The sequence below is a fragment of the Micromonospora parva genome (genome assembly GCF_000718515.1).
Taxonomy (GTDB): Bacteria; Actinomycetota; Actinomycetes; order Mycobacteriales; family Micromonosporaceae; genus Micromonospora; species Micromonospora parva.
Window position 1 is genome coordinate 1 of sequence record NZ_JNZS01000034.1, and the last position, 17,359, is coordinate 17,359.

General features: G+C 71.8%; 16 protein-coding genes and 1 pseudogene. 6 read left to right on the forward strand and 11 right to left on the reverse strand.

Annotation, left to right across the window (positions count from 1 at the left end):
• Window positions 1–38: 38 nt before the first annotated feature.
• Window positions 39–428, reverse strand: a complete 390-nt coding sequence (locus tag IF22_RS0129970; RefSeq protein ID WP_030337695.1) for an Rv2175c family DNA-binding protein — start codon at window positions 426–428, stop codon at window positions 39–41.
• Window positions 429–615: 187 nt separating this feature from the next.
• Between IF22_RS0129970 and pknB the strand changes: the two genes are divergently transcribed.
• Together pknB and IF22_RS0129980 are read left to right on the forward strand one after the other, a co-directional pair.
• Window positions 616–2,604: a Stk1 family PASTA domain-containing Ser/Thr kinase gene (pknB, locus tag IF22_RS0129975; RefSeq protein ID WP_030337696.1), complete on the forward strand. Its 1,989-nt coding sequence runs from the start codon at window positions 616–618 to the stop codon at window positions 2,602–2,604.
• Window positions 2,604–3,470 carry a deoxyribonuclease IV gene (locus IF22_RS0129980; protein ID WP_030337697.1) on the forward strand — a complete coding sequence of 289 codons (867 nt, stop codon included), beginning with the start codon at window positions 2,604–2,606 and terminating at the stop codon, window positions 3,468–3,470. The genes pknB and IF22_RS0129980 overlap by 1 nt, the downstream gene beginning before the upstream one ends.
• A gap of 127 nt (window positions 3,471–3,597) precedes the next feature.
• On the opposite strand, the gene IF22_RS0129985 is transcribed toward IF22_RS0129980, so the two are convergent.
• From IF22_RS0129985 to IF22_RS0130000, 4 genes are all read right to left on the reverse strand, one after another.
• Window positions 3,598–4,638, reverse strand: a complete 1,041-nt coding sequence (locus IF22_RS0129985; RefSeq protein WP_051708873.1) for a threonine aldolase family protein — start codon at window positions 4,636–4,638, stop codon at window positions 3,598–3,600.
• 57 nt (window positions 4,639–4,695) lie between these two features.
• Window positions 4,696–6,102, reverse strand: coding sequence for a class II 3-deoxy-7-phosphoheptulonate synthase (locus tag IF22_RS0129990; protein WP_030337699.1), 1,407 nt, complete (start codon window positions 6,100–6,102; stop codon window positions 4,696–4,698).
• An 87-nt stretch (window positions 6,103–6,189) separates the two neighbouring features.
• Complete coding sequence (locus IF22_RS0129995) at window positions 6,190–6,699, reverse strand: nuclear transport factor 2 family protein (RefSeq protein ID WP_030337700.1); 510 nt, start codon at window positions 6,697–6,699, stop codon at window positions 6,190–6,192.
• 181 nt (window positions 6,700–6,880) lie between these two features.
• Window positions 6,881–8,506, reverse strand: a complete 1,626-nt coding sequence (locus IF22_RS0130000; RefSeq protein WP_030337701.1) for a glycosyl hydrolase family 18 protein — start codon at window positions 8,504–8,506, stop codon at window positions 6,881–6,883.
• 167 nt (window positions 8,507–8,673) lie between these two features.
• Here IF22_RS0130000 and IF22_RS0130005 point away from each other — a divergent pair, with 167 nt between their 5' ends.
• Window positions 8,674–9,165 carry a glutathione peroxidase gene (locus IF22_RS0130005; protein ID WP_030337702.1) on the forward strand — a complete coding sequence of 164 codons (492 nt, stop codon included), beginning with the start codon at window positions 8,674–8,676 and terminating at the stop codon, window positions 9,163–9,165.
• Between the two features lie 378 nt (window positions 9,166–9,543).
• Complete coding sequence (locus IF22_RS0130010) at window positions 9,544–10,218, forward strand: NADPH-dependent F420 reductase (RefSeq protein WP_030337703.1); 675 nt, start codon at window positions 9,544–9,546, stop codon at window positions 10,216–10,218.
• Between the two features lie 28 nt (window positions 10,219–10,246).
• On the opposite strand, the gene IF22_RS0130015 is transcribed toward IF22_RS0130010, so the two are convergent.
• Entirely contained in the window at window positions 10,247–11,848 is a 1,602-nt protein-coding gene (locus IF22_RS0130015) for a glycosyltransferase 87 family protein (RefSeq protein WP_167337354.1), read from the reverse strand.
• A 124-nt stretch (window positions 11,849–11,972) separates the two neighbouring features.
• Here IF22_RS0130015 and IF22_RS0130020 point away from each other — a divergent pair, with 124 nt between their 5' ends.
• Both IF22_RS0130020 and IF22_RS0130025 read left to right on the forward strand, forming a co-directional pair.
• Window positions 11,973–12,839: a DUF4397 domain-containing protein gene (locus tag IF22_RS0130020; RefSeq protein ID WP_030337705.1), complete on the forward strand. Its 867-nt coding sequence runs from the start codon at window positions 11,973–11,975 to the stop codon at window positions 12,837–12,839.
• A complete protein-coding gene (locus tag IF22_RS0130025) occupies window positions 12,836–13,510 on the forward strand; it encodes a class F sortase (protein WP_245233770.1) in 675 nt (224 codons plus the stop codon). Before IF22_RS0130020 ends, IF22_RS0130025 begins: the two co-directional genes overlap by 4 nt.
• Window positions 13,511–13,723: 213 nt before the next feature.
• Here the strand turns inward: IF22_RS0130025 and IF22_RS0130030 are convergent, their stop codons facing one another.
• From IF22_RS0130030 to IF22_RS0130050, 5 genes and pseudogenes are all read right to left on the reverse strand, one after another.
• Entirely contained in the window at window positions 13,724–14,074 is a 351-nt protein-coding gene (locus IF22_RS0130030; protein ID WP_036412622.1) for a DUF2203 domain-containing protein, read from the reverse strand.
• Window positions 14,075–14,143: 69 nt separating this feature from the next.
• A complete protein-coding gene (proC, locus tag IF22_RS35245; protein WP_030337752.1) occupies window positions 14,144–14,962 on the reverse strand; it encodes a pyrroline-5-carboxylate reductase in 819 nt (272 codons plus the stop codon).
• 63 nt (window positions 14,963–15,025) lie between these two features.
• A pseudogene (locus IF22_RS35250) lies at window positions 15,026–15,940 on the reverse strand (6-phosphofructokinase); the annotation flags it as partial.
• 162 nt (window positions 15,941–16,102) lie between these two features.
• Window positions 16,103–16,606 carry a pyridoxamine 5'-phosphate oxidase family protein gene (locus IF22_RS0130045; RefSeq protein WP_030337708.1) on the reverse strand — a complete coding sequence of 168 codons (504 nt, stop codon included), beginning with the start codon at window positions 16,604–16,606 and terminating at the stop codon, window positions 16,103–16,105.
• A 78-nt stretch (window positions 16,607–16,684) separates the two neighbouring features.
• The gene (locus tag IF22_RS0130050) at window positions 16,685–17,182 is read right to left on the reverse strand and encodes a polyadenylate-specific 3'-exoribonuclease AS (protein WP_030337709.1); all 498 of its coding nucleotides are present in this window, start codon (window positions 17,180–17,182) and stop codon (window positions 16,685–16,687) included.
• Window positions 17,183–17,359 lie beyond the last annotated feature (177 nt).

A 17,359-nucleotide genomic window follows, 5' to 3' on the forward strand; every position in this document is an offset into this window, starting at 1 on the left:
GCGGGGTGGGGGCAGGGTGGGGCAGGGGCAGGGTGGGGTTAGAAGCCTTGGGCTTGGGCTCGGCGTTTTACCTCGCGGGCCTGATCGCCGGAGAGGGCGGCGGCCGGGGTGGAGCCGGGCAGGGTGTCGTCCGGCTCGTAGAGCCAGCGCAGGGCGGCCTCGTCGTCGTAGCCGTTGTCGGCGAGCAGGTTGAGCACACCGGGCAGGTGCTTGAGCACGGTCTGGTTGGCAACCAGGTCCGCCGGGATGCGGCGGACGCCGTCGCGGCGGACCGCCAACAGCTCCCGGTCACGGATCATCTGGTGCACCTTGCTGATCGACACGTCGAGGCGTTCCGCGACGTCGGGCAGGGTCAACCAGCCGGCCGGGTCGGTGGGTCCGGCGAGCTCCAGGCCGGGCGCGGCCTGATCGGGTACGGGTTCGGTCACCCGACCACCCTGCCACGCCGCCGCCGCGGCGAGCCACCGGCACCCCGGCGACCCGTCGGCACCCGCTCTCGTGAGCGCCCCTGACCAGCGAACAAGGGGCACACCGCGCGGCCGGACGGCCCGGGCCGGCGTACGGCTGTAGCATCCTGTTCATCCTTAGCCCCCTGGACACATAGACTCCCTGCCGATGGACACTCAGGTCGCCGACACGTTGCTGGGCTCGCTGATCGACGGGCGCTACCGCATTCGCGGTCGCGTGGCCCGTGGTGGCATGGCGACCGTGTACACCGCCACGGACGAGCGCCTTGAGCGCACCGTCGCTGTCAAGATCATTCACCCGACCCAGGCGAGCGAGGCGCGCGCCAGGATCGCCAACTTCGTGGCCCGGTTCACCGACGAGGCGAAGACGATCGCCCGGCTGACCCACCCGAACGTGGTGGCGGTCTACGACCAGGGCACCCACGCCGGTCTGCCGTACCTGGTGATGGAGTACGTCCGTGGCCGCACGCTGCGCGACGTGCTGGCCGAGCGCCGCCGACTCAACCCGGACGAGGCGCTGGCCATCACCGAGCAGATGCTCGCCGCGATCGCCGCCGCGCACCGGGCGGGTCTCGTACACCGCGACGTCAAACCGGAGAACGTGCTGGTCGCCGAGGCGCCCACCGGTGGCGTCGCCAACCTGGTCGACAGCGTCGTGAAGGTGGCCGACTTCGGGTTGGCCCGGGCGGTCGAGGCGAGCGCCGACGAGGAGCAGGGCAACCAACTGATGGCCACCGTGGCGTACGTCGCCCCGGAACTGGTCACCGAGGGCCGCGCCGATCCGCGCACCGACGTCTACTCGGCCGGCATCGTGCTGTTCGAGATGCTCACCGGCCGGGTGCCGTACGACGGGGACCGCCCGGTGGACGTCGCCTGGCAGCACGTCGACCGGGACGTGCCGGCGCCCTCGACGCTGGTGCCGGGCCTGCCGTCGGTCCTCGACGACCTGGTGCAGCGGGCCACCCGGCGTGACCCCGGCGCCCGGCCCGCGGACGCCGGCGCTCTGCTGGCCGAGGTGCAGGTTGCCCGGGATCGGCTGGGCGACGCCAACAGCCACACCGCCGTGCTCCGCCCGGTCAGCGACGAACCGTTGCTCTCCCAGCCGACCATGATGGTCGCGACGGTCCAGCCGCCCAACCGCCCGTCCTGGGCACGGCTGCCCGAGGGGGCCAGCAGCCAGGGGCCGGGTCGGCGTCGGGCCGCCCCGGAGCCCGCCGAGGGCCTGGGCGCCCGGCTCGCCGCGCTGCGCACCACGGTGCTGAACCACCCGCGTGGCCGACTGGCCGTCGCGGCCGTGGTGGTGACGCTGGGGCTGGTGGCCGCGATCGGTGGTTGGTGGTTCGGCGTCGGTCGCTACACGGACGCTCCGCAGCTGGTGAGCCTGAGCAAGGCCGAGGCGCAGGCACAGGCCGACCGCGCCGGGCTCGTCCTCGAGTACGCCGAGCCGCGCTTCGACGAGAAGGCCCCGAAGGACAGCGTGCTGGGGCAGGATCCGGCGTCCGCAACCAAGATCGTCAAGGGTGGCACGATCACCCTGACCCTCTCGCTGGGCCCGGAGCGTTTCCCCGTACCGGACGTGATCGGCAAGGAGTTCGAGCTCGCCGAGGCGGACCTGCTCAACGCGAAGCTGGTGGTGGCCAAGGGCACCCCCCGCTACGACGACAGCCTGCCGGCCGGCGTCGTGGTGGAGAGTTCCCCCAAGGTGGGCGCCGAGGTCAAGCCAGGGACGAAGGTCACCCTCATTTTGAGCCGGGGCAGGGCGCCGGTGACGGTGCCGAACCTGGTCGGCAAGAGCCTGACCGAGGCCCGGACGACCCTGGCCCAGCTCAACCTGGTGCTGGTGGAGAACTACAAGGACTCCGACAAGCCGAGGGACGAGATCCTCGGGCAGAGCCCGGCCGATGGCGCCGGCGTGGAGAAGGGCACCCAGGTCAAGTTGGACGTCAGCAAGGGGCCGCCGCTGATCGCCATGCCGCGGGTGGTGGACCTGCCCTGCCAGCAGGCCAAGCAGGCGCTGGAGGGCCAGGGGTTCCCGGTGACGGTGGCGATCAACCCGAACGCCGTGGTCCGGATCCAGATCCCGGGCGAGAACCAGCAGGTGGCTCCGGGCACCCCGGTCACCCTGACGTGCTTCTGATGCCGACGATCTCGCGGCCGGTGGGCACGCACACTCCGACCTCGGGTGGGCTGGCGAAGGCCGCCCTGCCGTACGCCGACGTGACGGGTGCGCAGGTGGTGCAGGTCTACGTCTCCAATTCGCGAGGCTGGGCACTGCCCAACGGCGACCCCGGGCAGGACGCCCTGTTCCGCGACGGTTGCGCCGAGCGGGGCATTCCCGCGTTCATCCACGCCGCGCTGCTGGTCAATCTCGGCTCGCCCACCCCGGCCACCGTGGAGAAGTCGGCCCAGACGCTGGCGCACGCGCTGCGTCGGGGGGTGGCGATCGGCGCGCGCGGGGTGGTGTTCCACGCGGGCAGTTCGGTGGACGAGGGGCACGCCGAGGCGGCGATGCGACAGGTTCGCGAGGTGTTGCTGCCGTTGCTCGACTGGACCGCCGACGCTGGCGGGCCGATGTTGCTGGTCGAGCCGAGCGCGGGTGGAGGCCGGTCACTCGCCTCCCGGGTGGAGCAGCTCGGGCCCTACCTGGACGCGGTGGACCGGCACCCCATGCTCGGGGTCTGCTTCGACACCTGCCACGCCTGGGCGGCCGGTCACGACCTGGCGGCCGAGGGCGGCATGACGGCGACCCTGGACACCCTGGTGGCCACTGTCGGTGCGGACCGGCTGCGGCTGGTCCACGCCAACGACTCGAAGGATCTGTGCGGTTCCACCCGGGATCGGCACGAGAACATCGGCAAGGGCACCATCGGTGAGCCGGCCTTCGCCGAGCTGATGGCCCACCCGGCCACCGCCGGCGTCCCGACCGTCGTGGAAACCCCCAGCGAGAAGCACGTGGGCCACGCCGCCGACATCACCACCCTCACCCGCCTGACCCCCCAGTAACCCCACCTGACCCCACCGGGAACCGCACCTGGTTGATCAAGAGGTTTGCGTCATCCGGGGGCCGGAATCTGACGCAAACCTCTTGATCACCGAGGTGAGCGGTGGGGTGGGGGTTGGTTGGGTGGGGTTAGGCGTTGGCCAGGATGCGGGGTAGGGCCGCGAGGGCGCGGTCGATGTCCGCGTCGCTGACGCCCAGGTGGGTGACCAGGCGGGCGGTACGGGGGCCGAGCACCGAGATGAGGACACCCTCGGCCCGTGCCGCGGCTGCCAGGGCCCGCGCGTCCAGAGTGTGCTTGGTGAGGTCCAGCGCGACCAGGTTGGTACGGACCGTCGTGGCCAGCACACCGAACGGCGCGACCGCCTCGGCGAGCCGGGCCGCCTTCGCGTGGTCGTCGGCCAGCCGGTCGATGTGCTGCGCGAGCGCGTACCGACCGGCGGCGGCGAGGACGCCGGCCTGGCGCATGCCACCGCCCATCCGCTTACGGATCGTCCGAGCACGCTCGATCTTCTCGGCGCTGCCCACCACCAGCGAGCCGACCGGCGCGCCGAGGCCCTTGGAGAGGCACACCGACAACGTGTCGAAGAGCCGGCCGTACTCGATCAGCGGCACCCCGTCGGCGACGTGCGCGTGCCAGATCCGGGCGCCGTCGCAGTGCAGCGCGACCCCCGCCTCGTCGGCGACCCCGCGCAGATCCCGCAGAGTCGCCAGCGGAATCACCCCACCGCCGCCCCGGTTGTGGGTCTGCTCGACGGCGATCGCCCGGGTGGGAACGGCGAAGTAGCCGTCCGGCCGGATCATCCCGGCCACCACCTCCGGGTCGATGTCCGCGCCCACCGCGGGCCAGGTCCGCGAGGAGATTCCGCCGTACGCGGCCGCGGCACCAATCTCGTACGTGACCACGTGCGCGTCGGCGTCGCAGAGCAACTCGTCGCCGGGCGACACCAACAGTTGCAGGGCGATCTGGTTCGCCATCGACCCGCTCGGGGCGAACAGCGCCGCCTCGTGCCCGAACAACGCGGCGACCTCGGCCTCCAGCGCGTTGACGCTCGGGTCCTCGCCGTACACGTCGTCACCGACCTCGGCGGCGGCCATCGCCTCCCGCATCCCGGCGGTGGGTCGGGTCACCGTGTCGGACCGCAGGTCCACGAACAGATCAGCCACTGTCATCCCTTCGGTTCGCCGACTGCGGGGCTCGCAGGCTCAGCCATGCGGGGGCTCGCGAGATCAGCCACGCAGCATCTCCGCCACGAGGAACGCCAACTCCAACGACTGCTGGGTGTTCAGTCGCGGGTCGCAGGCGGTTTCGTACCGGTCGGGCAGGTCGAGGTCCTCGATGCCCTGGGCGCCACCGAGGCACTCGGTGACGTCCTCGCCGGTCAACTCGACGTGCAGGCCACCGGGGTGGGTCTCCAGCCCTCGGTGCACCTCGAAGTAGCCGAGCACCTCGTCGACGATGCGGTCGAAGTGCCGGGTCTTGTAGCCGTTGGACGACTCGTGCGTGTTGCCGTGCATCGGGTCGCACTGCCAGACCACCTTGGCCCCGGCAGCGGTGACCTTGGCGACGATCGGCGGCAGCGCGTCGCGTACCCGGTGGTTGCCCATCCGGCTGATCAGGGTGAGCCGGCCCGGGATGTTGTCCGGGTTGAGCTTCTCGCACAGCTCGATCGCCTCATCCGGGGACGTGGTCGGGCCGAGCTTGACCCCGATCGGGTTGGCGATCCGGGAGATGAAGTCGATGTGCGCCCCGTTGATCTGCCGGGTGCGCTCGCCGATCCAGAGGAAGTGCCCGGAGAGCCCGTAGGCGCGCCGGTCGGAGACCCGGGTGAGCGCGCGGTCGTACTCCAGGGCGAGGGCCTCGTGGGAGCAGTACAGCGTGACGGTACGCAGCGCCTCGTCGTCGGTCATGCCGCAGGCCCGGATGAAGGCCAGCGCCCGGTCGATCTCCCGGGCGATCGCCTCGTAACGCTCCCCCGCCGGGGAGTTCTTCACGAAGCCCTTGTTCCAGTCGTGCACGGCGTGCAGGTCGGCGAGCCCGCCGGCGAGGTACGCCCGGAGCATGTTCATCGCCGCGGCCGAGTTGGCGTACGCCCGGATCATGCGCTGCGGGTCGGCGACCCGGGCGGCCGGATCGGCCTCCAGCGAGTTGATCATGTCGCCGCGGTACGCGGGCAACCCACGGGCGTCGGTCGGCAGTGAGCGGGGCTTCGTGTACTGCCCGGCGACCCGGGCGACCTTGACCACCGGCAGTGACGCGCCGTAGGTGAGCACGATCGCCATCTGGAGCAGGGTGCGGGCGTTGGCCAGCAGGTGGCTCTCGGTGTTGTCGACGAACGTCTCGGCGCAGTCACCGCCCTGCAACAGGAACGCCTTGCCCTCGCAGACCAGGGCCAGCTTCTGCCGGAGCTGGTCCACCTCGTAGGGCGCGACGACCGACGGCACGGTGTCGAGGACCTTGCAGACGGCGGCGACGGCGGTCGGGTCGGACCACGGCGGAACCTGCTCGCGGGGCAGCTCCCGCCATCGGTCCAGGCCGAGCGCGGCGTCCTCGGCGGAGTCGACTGTCGGACGGCTGGTCTGCAGGCCCGGGCTGCCCACCGCGGGATGGCTCAGCTGATGCCACTCATGGCGCATGACAGAAAGCGTACGGCGACCGTCGCGGTGCCCGGGCGGCGAGGGGGACGGTTCCGGCAGATGGGAGATCAATTCGCCGGGCGCTGGTCAGGACGCGGGGGTAAGGGGAGCCTTCGCCGGCGGCGCGCTGTCGGCCGGGGCACCCGGTGCCTCACCGGCGATGCACCAGTCGCTGCCGTCGCGGGTGACGGTGAACACCAACGGCCGGACAACGGTGCGCTTACCGGCGGTGACCGAGACCGAGACGCTGACCTCCTGCCCGAGCGGGCCGGACCGGATGTCGGTGATGGCCGCCTCGGGCACCTGGAAGTGGTCGGCGAAGTCACCGTTGGGGCCGGTAGCGCCCAGGTCGAAGCCGTCGTGCAGCAGCGCGCAGAGCTGGCTGCGGCCGGCGGCGACGTCCTTGGCCGCCATCGCGTCGAGGTACGCCTGCACGCGCTCGCGGGAGCGGGTGGTGGCCTCCTCGGCGGGCGCTCGGGCCGGCTTGGCGGCGGACTCGTCCTCGTCCCCGCCGCCGATCCCGCAGCCGACCAGGGCGACCGGCAGCAGCATCAGCCCGGCGGCGGTCGCCGCCAGCCCGCGGTGGGTCGAGCGCATGATCACCTCCGTCGACGCTGAGATCGAGACGTGCCGAGCCGCGAGTCTGCCACATCCAGCTGATCGAACCCAACGGTGGCGGCCCGGTCGACGCTGGGCGTCGACCGGGCCGCTGTGTCACGGGCGGGAAGGGACGGTGCGGGTCCCTTCCCGCCGTGTGGGTGGTGCGCCGGCCTTCGGCTCAGCCGAGGCCGCCCTTGATGGCGCCGATGAGCTCGCCGTTGCTCGTGTCACCGGAGAGTTCCCAGAAGAACGCGCCACCGAGGCCCTGGTTGTTCGCGTACGTCATCTTGCCGTTGATGGTCGACGGGGTGTCGTAGCTCCACCAGTTGCTGCCGCACTTGGCGTACGCGGTGCCGGCGATCGTGCCGGTGGCCGGGCAGGTGTTCTTGAGGACCTTGTAGTCCTCGATGCCCGCCTCGTAGGTGCCCGGTGCCGCGCCGGTGGCGCTGCCGCCCGGCGCCGCCTGGGTGACACCGGTCCAGCCCCGCCCGTAGAAGCCGATGCCGAGCAGCAGCTTGCTGGCCGGGACGCCCTTGCTCTTGAGCTTCTGGATCGCCGCGTCGGAGTTGAAGCCCTGCTGCGGGATGCCGGTGTACGAGGTCAGCGGCGAATGCGGCGCCGTCGGCCCCTGGGCGTTGAACGCCCCGAAGTAGTCGTACGTCATCGGCATCAGCCAGTTGAGGTTGCCGATGGCGCCGGCGTAGTCGGTGGCGTCGATCTTGCCGCCGTTGCTGCCGTCCGCGGTGATGGCGGCGGTGACCAGGGCGTTGGAGCCGAACTTCGACCGCAGCGCGCTGATCACGTTCTTGAAGGCGTTCGGGCCGCTGGTGTCACAGCTCAGACCGCAGGCGTTGGGGTACTCCCAGTCGACGTCGATGCCGTCGAAGACGTCCGCCCAGCGCGGGTCCTCGACCAGGTTGTAGCAGCTCTCGGCGAAGGCGGCCGGGTTCTGCGCGGCCTGCGTGAAGCCGCCGGACCAGGTCCAGCCACCGAACGACCAGATCACCTTCAGGTGCGGGTTCAGCTGCTTGAGCTTGCGCAGCTGGTTGAAGCTGCCCCGCAGCGGCTGGTCCCAGGTGTCGGCGACGCCGTCGACGCTGTCCGCCGCCGTGTACGCCTTCTCGTAGTCGGCGTAGCTGTCACCGATCGAGCAGCGACCGCCGGTGGTGTTGCCGAAGGCGTACAGGATGTGGGTCAGCTTGGCGGCCGAGCCGCTGGTCTGGATGTTCTTGACGTGGTAGTTGCGGGCGTACACGCCCCACTCGGCGAAGTAGCCGACGACCTTCTTGCCACCGGTGTTCGGCGGCGGCGTGGTCGGCGGTGGCGTGGTGGGTGGCGGGGTGGTCGGTGGCGTCGTGGTCGGTGGGGTGGTGGTCGGCGGGGTCGTGGTGGGCGGGGTCGTTCCGCCGCCGCACGCGGCACCGTTGATGGTGCAGTTCAGCGGTGCCTTGTAGGCGCCGCTGCCGTTGTAGCCCCAACTGAACGAGGCGCCGGGGGCGAGGCCGCCGGCCCAGCTCTTCTTGACCGCGACGTAGTGGTTGCCGCTGCTGGTGACGTCGGCGTCCCACGCGCTGCTGATGGTGGTGCCCGACGGCAGGTCGAACTCAATGCGCCAGGTGGTGACGGTGGCACTGGACCCGTTGGTGACGGTCACCCTCGTCTCGTGACCGGTCCCCCAGTCCTGCGCCTTGGTGAAGGTGGTGGTGACCGTGCCGGCGCCGAACGCGGTGGTCACCGGCACCGCTGCGACGGTCACGGCGACCACGGCACCGGCCCAGAGGGCTCGGCGGAGCGATCTTTTCATGCGGCGTCTCCCGAACTGTTAGGAAACTTTCCAAAAGAGATGGTGAGACGGTACTCACGCCGTCATCAGTTCGTCAAGATGTGCATGTTTCGATTTCTCCTGGTGCACGGAGTGCACACGCTGCGCCCATACCCGGCCGACGCCCGGCCCGCGAGTAGCCTCGGTCCATGACCGTCTTCGACATCCCGATCGACGCCCTCAACGGCGGCCCCGCCGACCTGGCCCGCTACCGCGGCAAGACGTTGCTGGTCGTCAACGTGGCCTCCCGCTGCGGCCTCACCCCGCAGTACGCCGGCCTCCAGAAGCTCGCCGACTCCTACGCCGACCGGGGCCTGGTGGTGCTCGGCGTGCCGTGCAACCAGTTCGCCGGGCAGGAGCCGGGCAGCGCCGCCGAGATCAGCGACTTCTGCCAGGTCAACTACGGGGTCACCTTCCCGTTGACCGAGAAGGTCGACGTCAACGGCCCCGACCGGCACCCGCTCTACGCCGCGTTGGTGCAGACTCCGGACGCCGACGGGCACACCGGTGACGTGCGGTGGAACTTCGAGAAGTTCCTGGTGGCCCCGGACGGCTCGGTCGCCGCCCGCTTCGCCCCCACCGTCGAGCCCGGCTCGGACGAGCTACGCACCGCCATCGAGAAGACCCTCCCTACCTCCTGACACCCCAGGGCGCCGCGCGTGCCGCCCTGATCACGCTCGAACATGGATGTAGTGGTCTCCCGGCTTCCGGACGCCACTACATCCCGGATCGAGCACGATCTTGCGCCCGAGGGCGGCCGGGCCGACACCGCACGGCGGCCGGCACGAACCGCTGGCCACCGGAGAGGGGCACGTCACCGGAGAGCCGGTCGGCGACCAGCGTGAGCAGTACGTTGTCCAGGACGGGTGCGGCGCCACCAGGCACCCGCCGGGAAGGCGAGGTCGCGAGCAGCCCCCGCCGGGTGAGCGAGTCCGTGGGCAGCCGCCCGCCGGGGTGACCGGAATAACCCACCAGGCTGGTCGGGAATGCGTCGCGGGTGGACGGAGTTGGGAACGAGCATGACAACTGTGGGACTGATCGGCAGTGGCAACATCGGCGGCACCGTGGCCCGGCTTGCCGTCGACGCCGGCTACGACGTGGTGCTGAGCAACTCGCGCGGCCCGGAGACCCTCACCGACCTGGTCGAGGCCCTGGGCGGGCACGCCAGCGCCGGCACCGCGCAGGACGCAGCACAGGTGGGTGACCTGGTGGTGGTCAGCGTGCCGCTGAAGGCGTACCGCGCGGTGCCCGTGGAGCCACTGGCCGGCAAGGTCGTCATCGACACCAACAACTACTACCCGCAGCGCGACGGGGCCTTCCCGGAGCTGGACTCCGGCGAGATCACCAGCAGTGAGCTGCTGCAGCGGCACCTGCCGCAGTCGCGGGTGGTCAAGGTCTTCAACAACATCTACTTCAAGGGCCTGGCCGCGCTCTCCCGGCCGTCCGGTGCGGCCGACCGCAGCGCCCTCGCGATCGCCGGTGACGACGCCGACGCGAAGGCCGAGGTGACCGCCTTCCTGGACCGGATCGGGTACGACGCGGTCGACGTCGGCCCGCTGGCCGAGGGGTGGCGCTACCAGCCGGACACTCCGGCGTACGGCACGCTCTACTCCGCCAGCCCTACCGACTGGGAGCACCCGGCCACCGGCGACGCCGCGAAGCTGCGCGCCGCCCTGGCCGCCGCCACCCGCTGACCAACCGCCGCCGCCCTCCCGCGACCGCCTACCGGCTCCTCGCGCGGAGGGCGGCGGCGAGTTCGTCGTCGTAGCTGGCGATCGGCCGCCCGTCCGCGTCGTACGCGACGAGCCGGCCCTGCGCCATGCTGGCCGAGCGGAACGAGAACGTCCGGCTCCCCGGGTACGCGTCGAGCAGCGGAATGACCCGAGGTGGCCCACCCGGGGCGGAGAAGTATTCCAGCCTGGTCACCTGCGGGGAGACCACCCCGTTGACCCGCACCTTGGTCCTCTCGGCCCGGGTGCCGAAGGTGACCGGCGCGTCCGTGCCGTAGGCGGCGCACTCGACCGGGCCCCGGCAGACGAAGAAGTACCGCGGGTTGACCACGTCGTCGAGGGCGTACGCCTTGAAGGTCGGGTCGGCACCGGCGGGCAATGGTTGTACCGCGAAGAACGCGACAGCCACGGTGGCCGTCACGCCCACCCGCAACCAGCCCCGTCGGCCCGCCGGTCGCCGGTGCGGGCGGGCGGCGGCGACCGCGACGCCACCGAAGCCGACCAGGCACAGCAGGAGCACCCCGATCGCGCGGGCGTTCTCGAAAAGGAACTGCACCCCCGGCCGCGTCGACACCGGACTGAGCACCGCGCCCAACGAGACGACCATGGCGGCCAGCAGCGCTCCCCCGGCCGCCCGCTGGGTGACGCCGGACGCACCGATCAGCAGCATCGCCGCGAGCACCGGCCACACCTGGTGGTGGGTCCAGGACACCGGGGACGCGGCGACGGTGGCGCAGCCGACCAGCACCGCCGCGTGCCCGCTGCGGCCCTGTCGCGTCAACTGTCGCGCCCGCAGCAGGGCCGCCACGCAGACGAACGCCACCAGGGTGGCCCAGAGCACTGGCAACGCCGCCTCGTCCACGCCGACGCGCAGCAGCATGCCATGCAGGGACTGGTTACCCAGTGACGCCAGGTTGCCGATCCGTGAGGTCTGCCGGACGGCCTCGGTCCAGTACGTCCAACTCTCGCCGGGCAGCACGATCCCGGCGAGCCCCGCGCAGGCCAGGAATGTCGCCACGGCGCGGCCCGCGTCGCGGTAGCGGCCGGTGGCGAGGAAGTAGACGACGAACAGCAACGGGGTCAGCTTGATCGCCGAGGCGACCCCGACCAGCACCCCGCGCAGCCGGGGCGGGACCAGGCCCACCCCGTCGAGCAGGGCCATCAGCACGATGAAGATGCTGACCTGACCGAAGCGCAGATTGCTCTGCACCGGTGCGGAGAGCATCAGCACCGTGGCCGCCACCGCCACCACGAGCGGTCGCCGGGACTGCCGGGTGGTCAGCGCGACACCGACCGTCCCGGCGATGGCGACGACCGCCGCGCACGTCGCCACCAACCAGATTCCCCGCAGGACGCCCTCCGGCACGGCGGTGATCGGCCCCAGCACGAGGGCGGCGAACGGCGGATAGGTGAACGGACCGCCGTTGGCCGCCACGAAGCCGTACAGCGGCCGACCGGCGTGCAGGTCGGCCAGCGCGCCGTAGTAGATGTGCAGGTCGGAGAGGCGATCCGGACGGCGCAGAACGAGCACACAGGACACCAGCGCGACGACGACGAAGGCCACCCACGCCAGCGCCACCCGGCGATCCCGCATCGACCGAGAATAAACGGGACGGCACCAAGAAACACCCGCTGGGGCAACTTGCGCCGTAGTCCCGTTCACGGGACCCTGTTCTCTGGGTTGCCAACCGCTCACCGAACGTGCCCCCGGAGGCGACATGCACATGCCCCGTACCCTCCCCCGCCGACTGCTGGCCGGCACCGGCGTGCTCCTGCTCGGCACCGCCCTCGCTGCCGCCGGCGTCGGTGTTCCGGCCGTCGCCGCGACGGGCGCGGACACCGTCGGATACGTCCGGCTCGCCCACCTCTCCCCCGACACCCCGGCCGTCGACGTCTACCTGGCCGCACCGGGCACCGCGAAGCCGCGGGTCTTCCCGGGGGTCGGCTACGGCGTGGTCTCCGACTACCTCGAACTCGCGCCCGGCCGGTACGCGGTGGCGATGCGCGAGGCCGGCGCTCCCGCCAGCGATCCCCCGGTGCTCACCACCGAGGTCGCGGTGACCAGTGGCGACGCGTTCACGGTGGCCGGTGTCGGGCGGCACGCCGACCTCGGCCTGCGGGTGCTCACCGACGACCTCAGCGCCCCCAGCGACGGGCGTGCCAAGGTGCGGGTCGTGCAGGCGTCGGTGCGGACCCCGATCCTCGACGTGGCCGCCTCCGACGGCCCGAAGATCGCCGACGGGGTGCAGTTCGCCACCACCACCGACTACCAGCAGGTCGAGCCGGGCAGATGGCGGCTGAAGCTGACCGGTGCCGGTGGTCCGAGCACCGACGCCGAGGTGCGGCTCACCGGCGGCGCTGTCTACTCGCTGCTGGTGCTCGACGCGAAGCAGGGCGGGCTGACCGCCGAGCTGCGCCGCGACGCCGAGGGCGGCACCGTCGTCCCGGCCGGTGGGGTGGACACCGGCGCCGGGGGCACCGCCCGCACCGGGCTCGACGCGTACCCCCTGGTGGCCGGCGGCCTGGCCGCGGTGGCCGGGGTGGTCGCGTTGCTGCTCTGGCGTCGGCGGCGCAGCACCTGGTGAGCGCCGGGCCGGGCCCGTCGATCCGGCGGCACCGTGACCGTCGGGTGCCGCTGGCCGCGCTGGTCGCGGCCGGCGCGGCGGTCTGCCTCGCCGCGAGCACCGGGGTCGGGCTGGCCACCACCGACCCGCCGCCGGTCGCGACCTGGCACCCCGGCTGCGGCGACGGCTGTCCGTCGGTGGCCGCCGCGCCCACGCCACACGGTCCACCCACGCGGGTACGCGTACCGCACATCGGTGTCGACTCACCGCTCACGGTGCTGGGCCTGGACGGCGCGGGCGCGCTGATCCCGCCGACCGACTTCGACACCGCCGGCTGGTACGGCGGCGGCCCGGCTCCCGGCGACACCGGCCCGGCCGTACTCGCCGGGCATCTGGACTCCCGACGCGGGCCGGCGGTCTTCGCCCGGCTCGGTGAGCTGCGGCCCGGCGACCTGGTGGAGGTGTGGCGCGGCGGGCAGCGGTTGCCGTTCCGGGTGACCGGGTCGTTGCGTACCCGTAAGGACCAGTTTCCGACGGCAGTGGTCTACGGGCCGACGCCCGGGGCGGAGCTGCGCCTGGTCACCTGCGGGGGCGACTTCGACCAGCGGCGCGGGCACTACGTCGACAACGTGCTGGTGTTCGCGGTGACCGAGGCCGCAGGCCCGGTCCTGCCGACGTCGGCGGCGGGTTGAGCCGCGCACCCGGCCGGCATGGGCCCGCGCCGCGAGGTCCCGGCCCGCCGCGTGATCAACTCGGGTTCAAGGAAGTCGCGGTGTCCGGCGTGCCCGGATGCCGCGACTTTCAGGAGCCCGAGTGGATCAAGCCTTCAACCCGGCGGCCTCGCTCCGCCTCGGCGCGGATCAGCACGGCAGGCCGCGCGGGCCCCGGCGCCAGGGCCGGGGGTGTCAGAGGGGGCGGCGGCCGGCGAAGCCGCACTCGGCCCGGTGATACCAGCGCACGTCGGAGTCGCCCTCCAACCAGCACCAGAGCACGGCCCGGCCGGCCCGCTCGCCGGGGAAGTCGAGCAGCACCGGGGCGATGCCCTTGACCTGGATGTCGTGCTGGTGCAGCTCGTCGACGACGGCGTGCAGCCGGGCCTCCAGCGCCTTCACCTCGGCCAGCCCGCCGAGCGCGCTCACGCCGTGGTCGGCCAGGTCGGCGCGCAGCTCGGCCAGGTCAGCCCGCACCCGGATCAACTCGTCGACGCGGGGTTGCAGAGTGGCCACCAGGTGCCGGGCCTGGGCAAGTGTGAACACCCGGCCAGTATGCGGCACGCACGGCCCCGCGACGTGCCCGCAACCGCTGGGCGTGACGCGTCCGGACGGTCAGTCGGCCTGTGCCGCCAGTTCGCGCGCCCGATCCCGGGCGGCCTCCAGCGCGGCGAGCAGCGCCGCGCGTACGCCGTGCTTCTCCAGCTCGCGGATGGCGGAGATGGTGGTGCCGGCCGGCGAGGTGACCGCCTCGCGCAGCTTGACCGGGTGCTCACCGGAGTCACGCAGCATCACCGCCGACCCGATCGCGGTCTGCACGATCAACTCGTGTGCCACCTGGCGGGGCAGCCCGAGCAGGATTCCCGCGTCGATCATGGCTTCGACCAGCAGGTAGAAGTAGGCCGGGCCGGAGCCGGAGAGCGCGGTGACCGCGTCCTGCTGCGACTCGGGCACCCGGATCGTCTGGCCGAGCGGCTTGAACATCTCCTCGGCCAACGTCAGGTGCGCCCCGGTGGCGTACGCACCGGCGGAGATCGCGGTCATCGCCTCGTCGACAAGCGCCGGGGTGTTGGTCATCACCCGCACCACCGGGGTGCCGTCGGGCAGCCGGCGGCTGAAGAAGCTGGTGGGAAGGCCGGCGCAGAGCGAGATGACGAGCTTGTCGGCCGGCACCTTGGGGCCGATCTCGTCGAGCAGCGCGGCGGCGTCCTGGGGCTTCACCGAGATCGCGAGCACCGCCGCCTCGTCCACGGCGGTCAGGTTGTCGACCACCCGTACGCCGTAACGGGCTGTCAACTCCTCGGCCCGAGCGGGCCGGCGGGCGGTGGCCAGCAGCCGGTCCACCGGCCATCCCGAGCGCAGCAGCCCGGAGAGCATCAGCTCACCGATCTTGCCCGCGCCGATCACCGCGACCGTGTGCACTCCGGCGGACATGTCGGCCGTACCCCCTCGCGTCGGGTCGACGGCGTGGCGGGCCCCCGGGGCCGCCCCGCCCGCCATCTTGCCCCAGTCGCCGTCGTTGACGGCGTCGATGGCCTGCAGGCCCAGGCGGGTGGCGAGCACCCGGTCGAAGGCGGTCGGGGTGCCACCGCGCTGGATGTGACCCAGCACCACGGTGCGGGCCTCCTTGCCGGTCTTGGCCTCCAGCTGCTCGGCGAGCCACTGGCCGATGCCGCCGAGGCGGACGTGGCCGAAGGAGTCGAGCTCCTGGTTGGCGAGCACCATCTGGCCGTCCAGCGGCTGGGCGCCCTCGGCGACCACGACGATCGGGGCGTACTGGTGCTGGAAGCGCTTCTCGACGTAGCCGGCCACCTGGTCGACGTCGAACTGGCGCTCGGGCAGCAGGATCACGTTGGCGCCGCCGGCCAGGCCGGCGTGCAGGGCGATCCAGCCGGCGTGGCGGCCCATCACCTCGACGACCAGGGTGCGGTGGTGGCTCTCCGCGGTGGTGTGCAGCCGGTCGATGGCCTCCATCGCGATGTTGACAGCGGTGTCGAAGCCGAAGGTGTAGTCGGTGGCGCCGAGGTCGTTGTCGATCGTCTTCGGCACGCCGACGACGTGCACGCCCAGCTCGTAGAGCTTGGTGGCCACGCCGAGGGTGTCCTCGCCGCCGATCGCGATCAGCGCGTCCACGCCCTGGGCGGCGAGGTTGTCCTTGATCCGCTCGACGCCGTTCTCGATCTTGAACGGGTTGGTACGGGACGAGCCGAGGATGGTGCCGCCGCGCGGCAGGATGCCGCGGACGTCGGCGATGTCCAGCGGCCGGGACAGACCCTCCAGCGGGCCCTTCCAGCCGTCCCGGAAGCCCACGAACTCGTGACCGTAAGTGGCGACGCCCTTGCGGACCACCGCCCGGATGACCGCGTTGAGACCGGGGCAGTCGCCGCCGCCGGTGAGCACGCCGATACGCATGATCCGCTCATCCTCCTGGAGCATCAGGTAAAGCCCGATTTGCCCCAGGATATGTGTCAGGTCAGACCATCGGCGCCGTTGCCGGCCCGGGGCGGGCCGTCACTGCGCACTGTAGTCGGCCCGCCGGTACGACGACAGCGCGCCCCGGCCACCCACCCCCGGTCAGTAGGTCACCTCGTGGTTCTCGCCGAGCTCCGGTGGCCGGCCGGTGACGGCGGACTTCGCGTAGCCGAGCAGGTTCACCACGGTGCTGCTCGGCGAGTCCCAGTACTCGGCGGAGCTGGCGTGCACCTTGATCAACGTCAGCCCTGGGGTGTCCAGCCCATCCGGGAACCACACCTTGAGCAGCGGGTTCCACAGCTGCTCGGCGCGGGCCCGGTCGAACCCCTCGGTGGCGGTGCCGGAGATCGACACCCAGGCGTTGTGCTTCTGGTCAGAGAAGGCGATGTTGACCTCCGGGTTCACCCGGATCTGGCGGACCTTGGCCGAGTCGGCAGAGGCGAAGAACCACAACTCACCGTCGAACTCGGCCTCCTGGAGCCCCATCGGCCGGCTCACCTGCCGCCCGTCCAGAGCGGTGGTGGTCAACATGCAGATCCGCGCGGCACGGGCCAGGCCGGTGACCCGGGCGCGCGCCTCCGCGGCGCTGGTCGGCTGGTCGCTCATGGCAATCTCCCTCGGCTCGGCTGGTCGAACCGTTGCCCGGGACAGAACCGGTCAAACCTAACGGCGGCGTGGCCACCACTAGCGGGCGGTCATCGCCCGCCAGCGGGCCAGATTGTGCCGGGCATCGACCAGAGCATCGTGCCGGGCCGCGTCCGCGTCCGGCAGGGGCGGCCTACCCCGGTCGTCCCAGAGCTGCCGCAGCTCCTTGGTGTAGCGGGGAATCTCCCGGGGCAGGGCCGGCATCGCACCCCAGAGCTGGGCGAGCACCACGTGGTCGTACGCGGCGAACCAGGCCCACAACTCCAGCTGCTCCCCCGGCCGGTCTCGGATCGGCTCGATGAGGAAGTCGTACAGGTCGTCGCGGATGCGCTCGCGCGAGCGCCAGGCCCGGTCCGCCGGGGATGGCAGCTTGTCCAGCACGTTGCGGCGGACCCAGGGCACGGCGCGGGAGTCGTCGAACTCGGTGGAGACCGCGTAGAACTCGCGGCCGTACTCGTCGACGACACCGATCGAGACGAGGTCGACCGTCGTGCCGTCCTCGATGAACTCGCAGTCGTAGAAGTAGCGGTAGACCATTCCGGGCATCTTCGCCCACCGCCGCTTCATCGTCCCCGCCGGGGCCCACCCCGCGCCCCGGCGACACCTTGTGAGTGGCGCGTCGCAGCTCGTGACGGTCACGGAAGTGCTTCGAGGGGTGTACAGCAAGCGACCGGACCGTCATGATCTGATGTGTACCGCTACCGGACGCCGAAT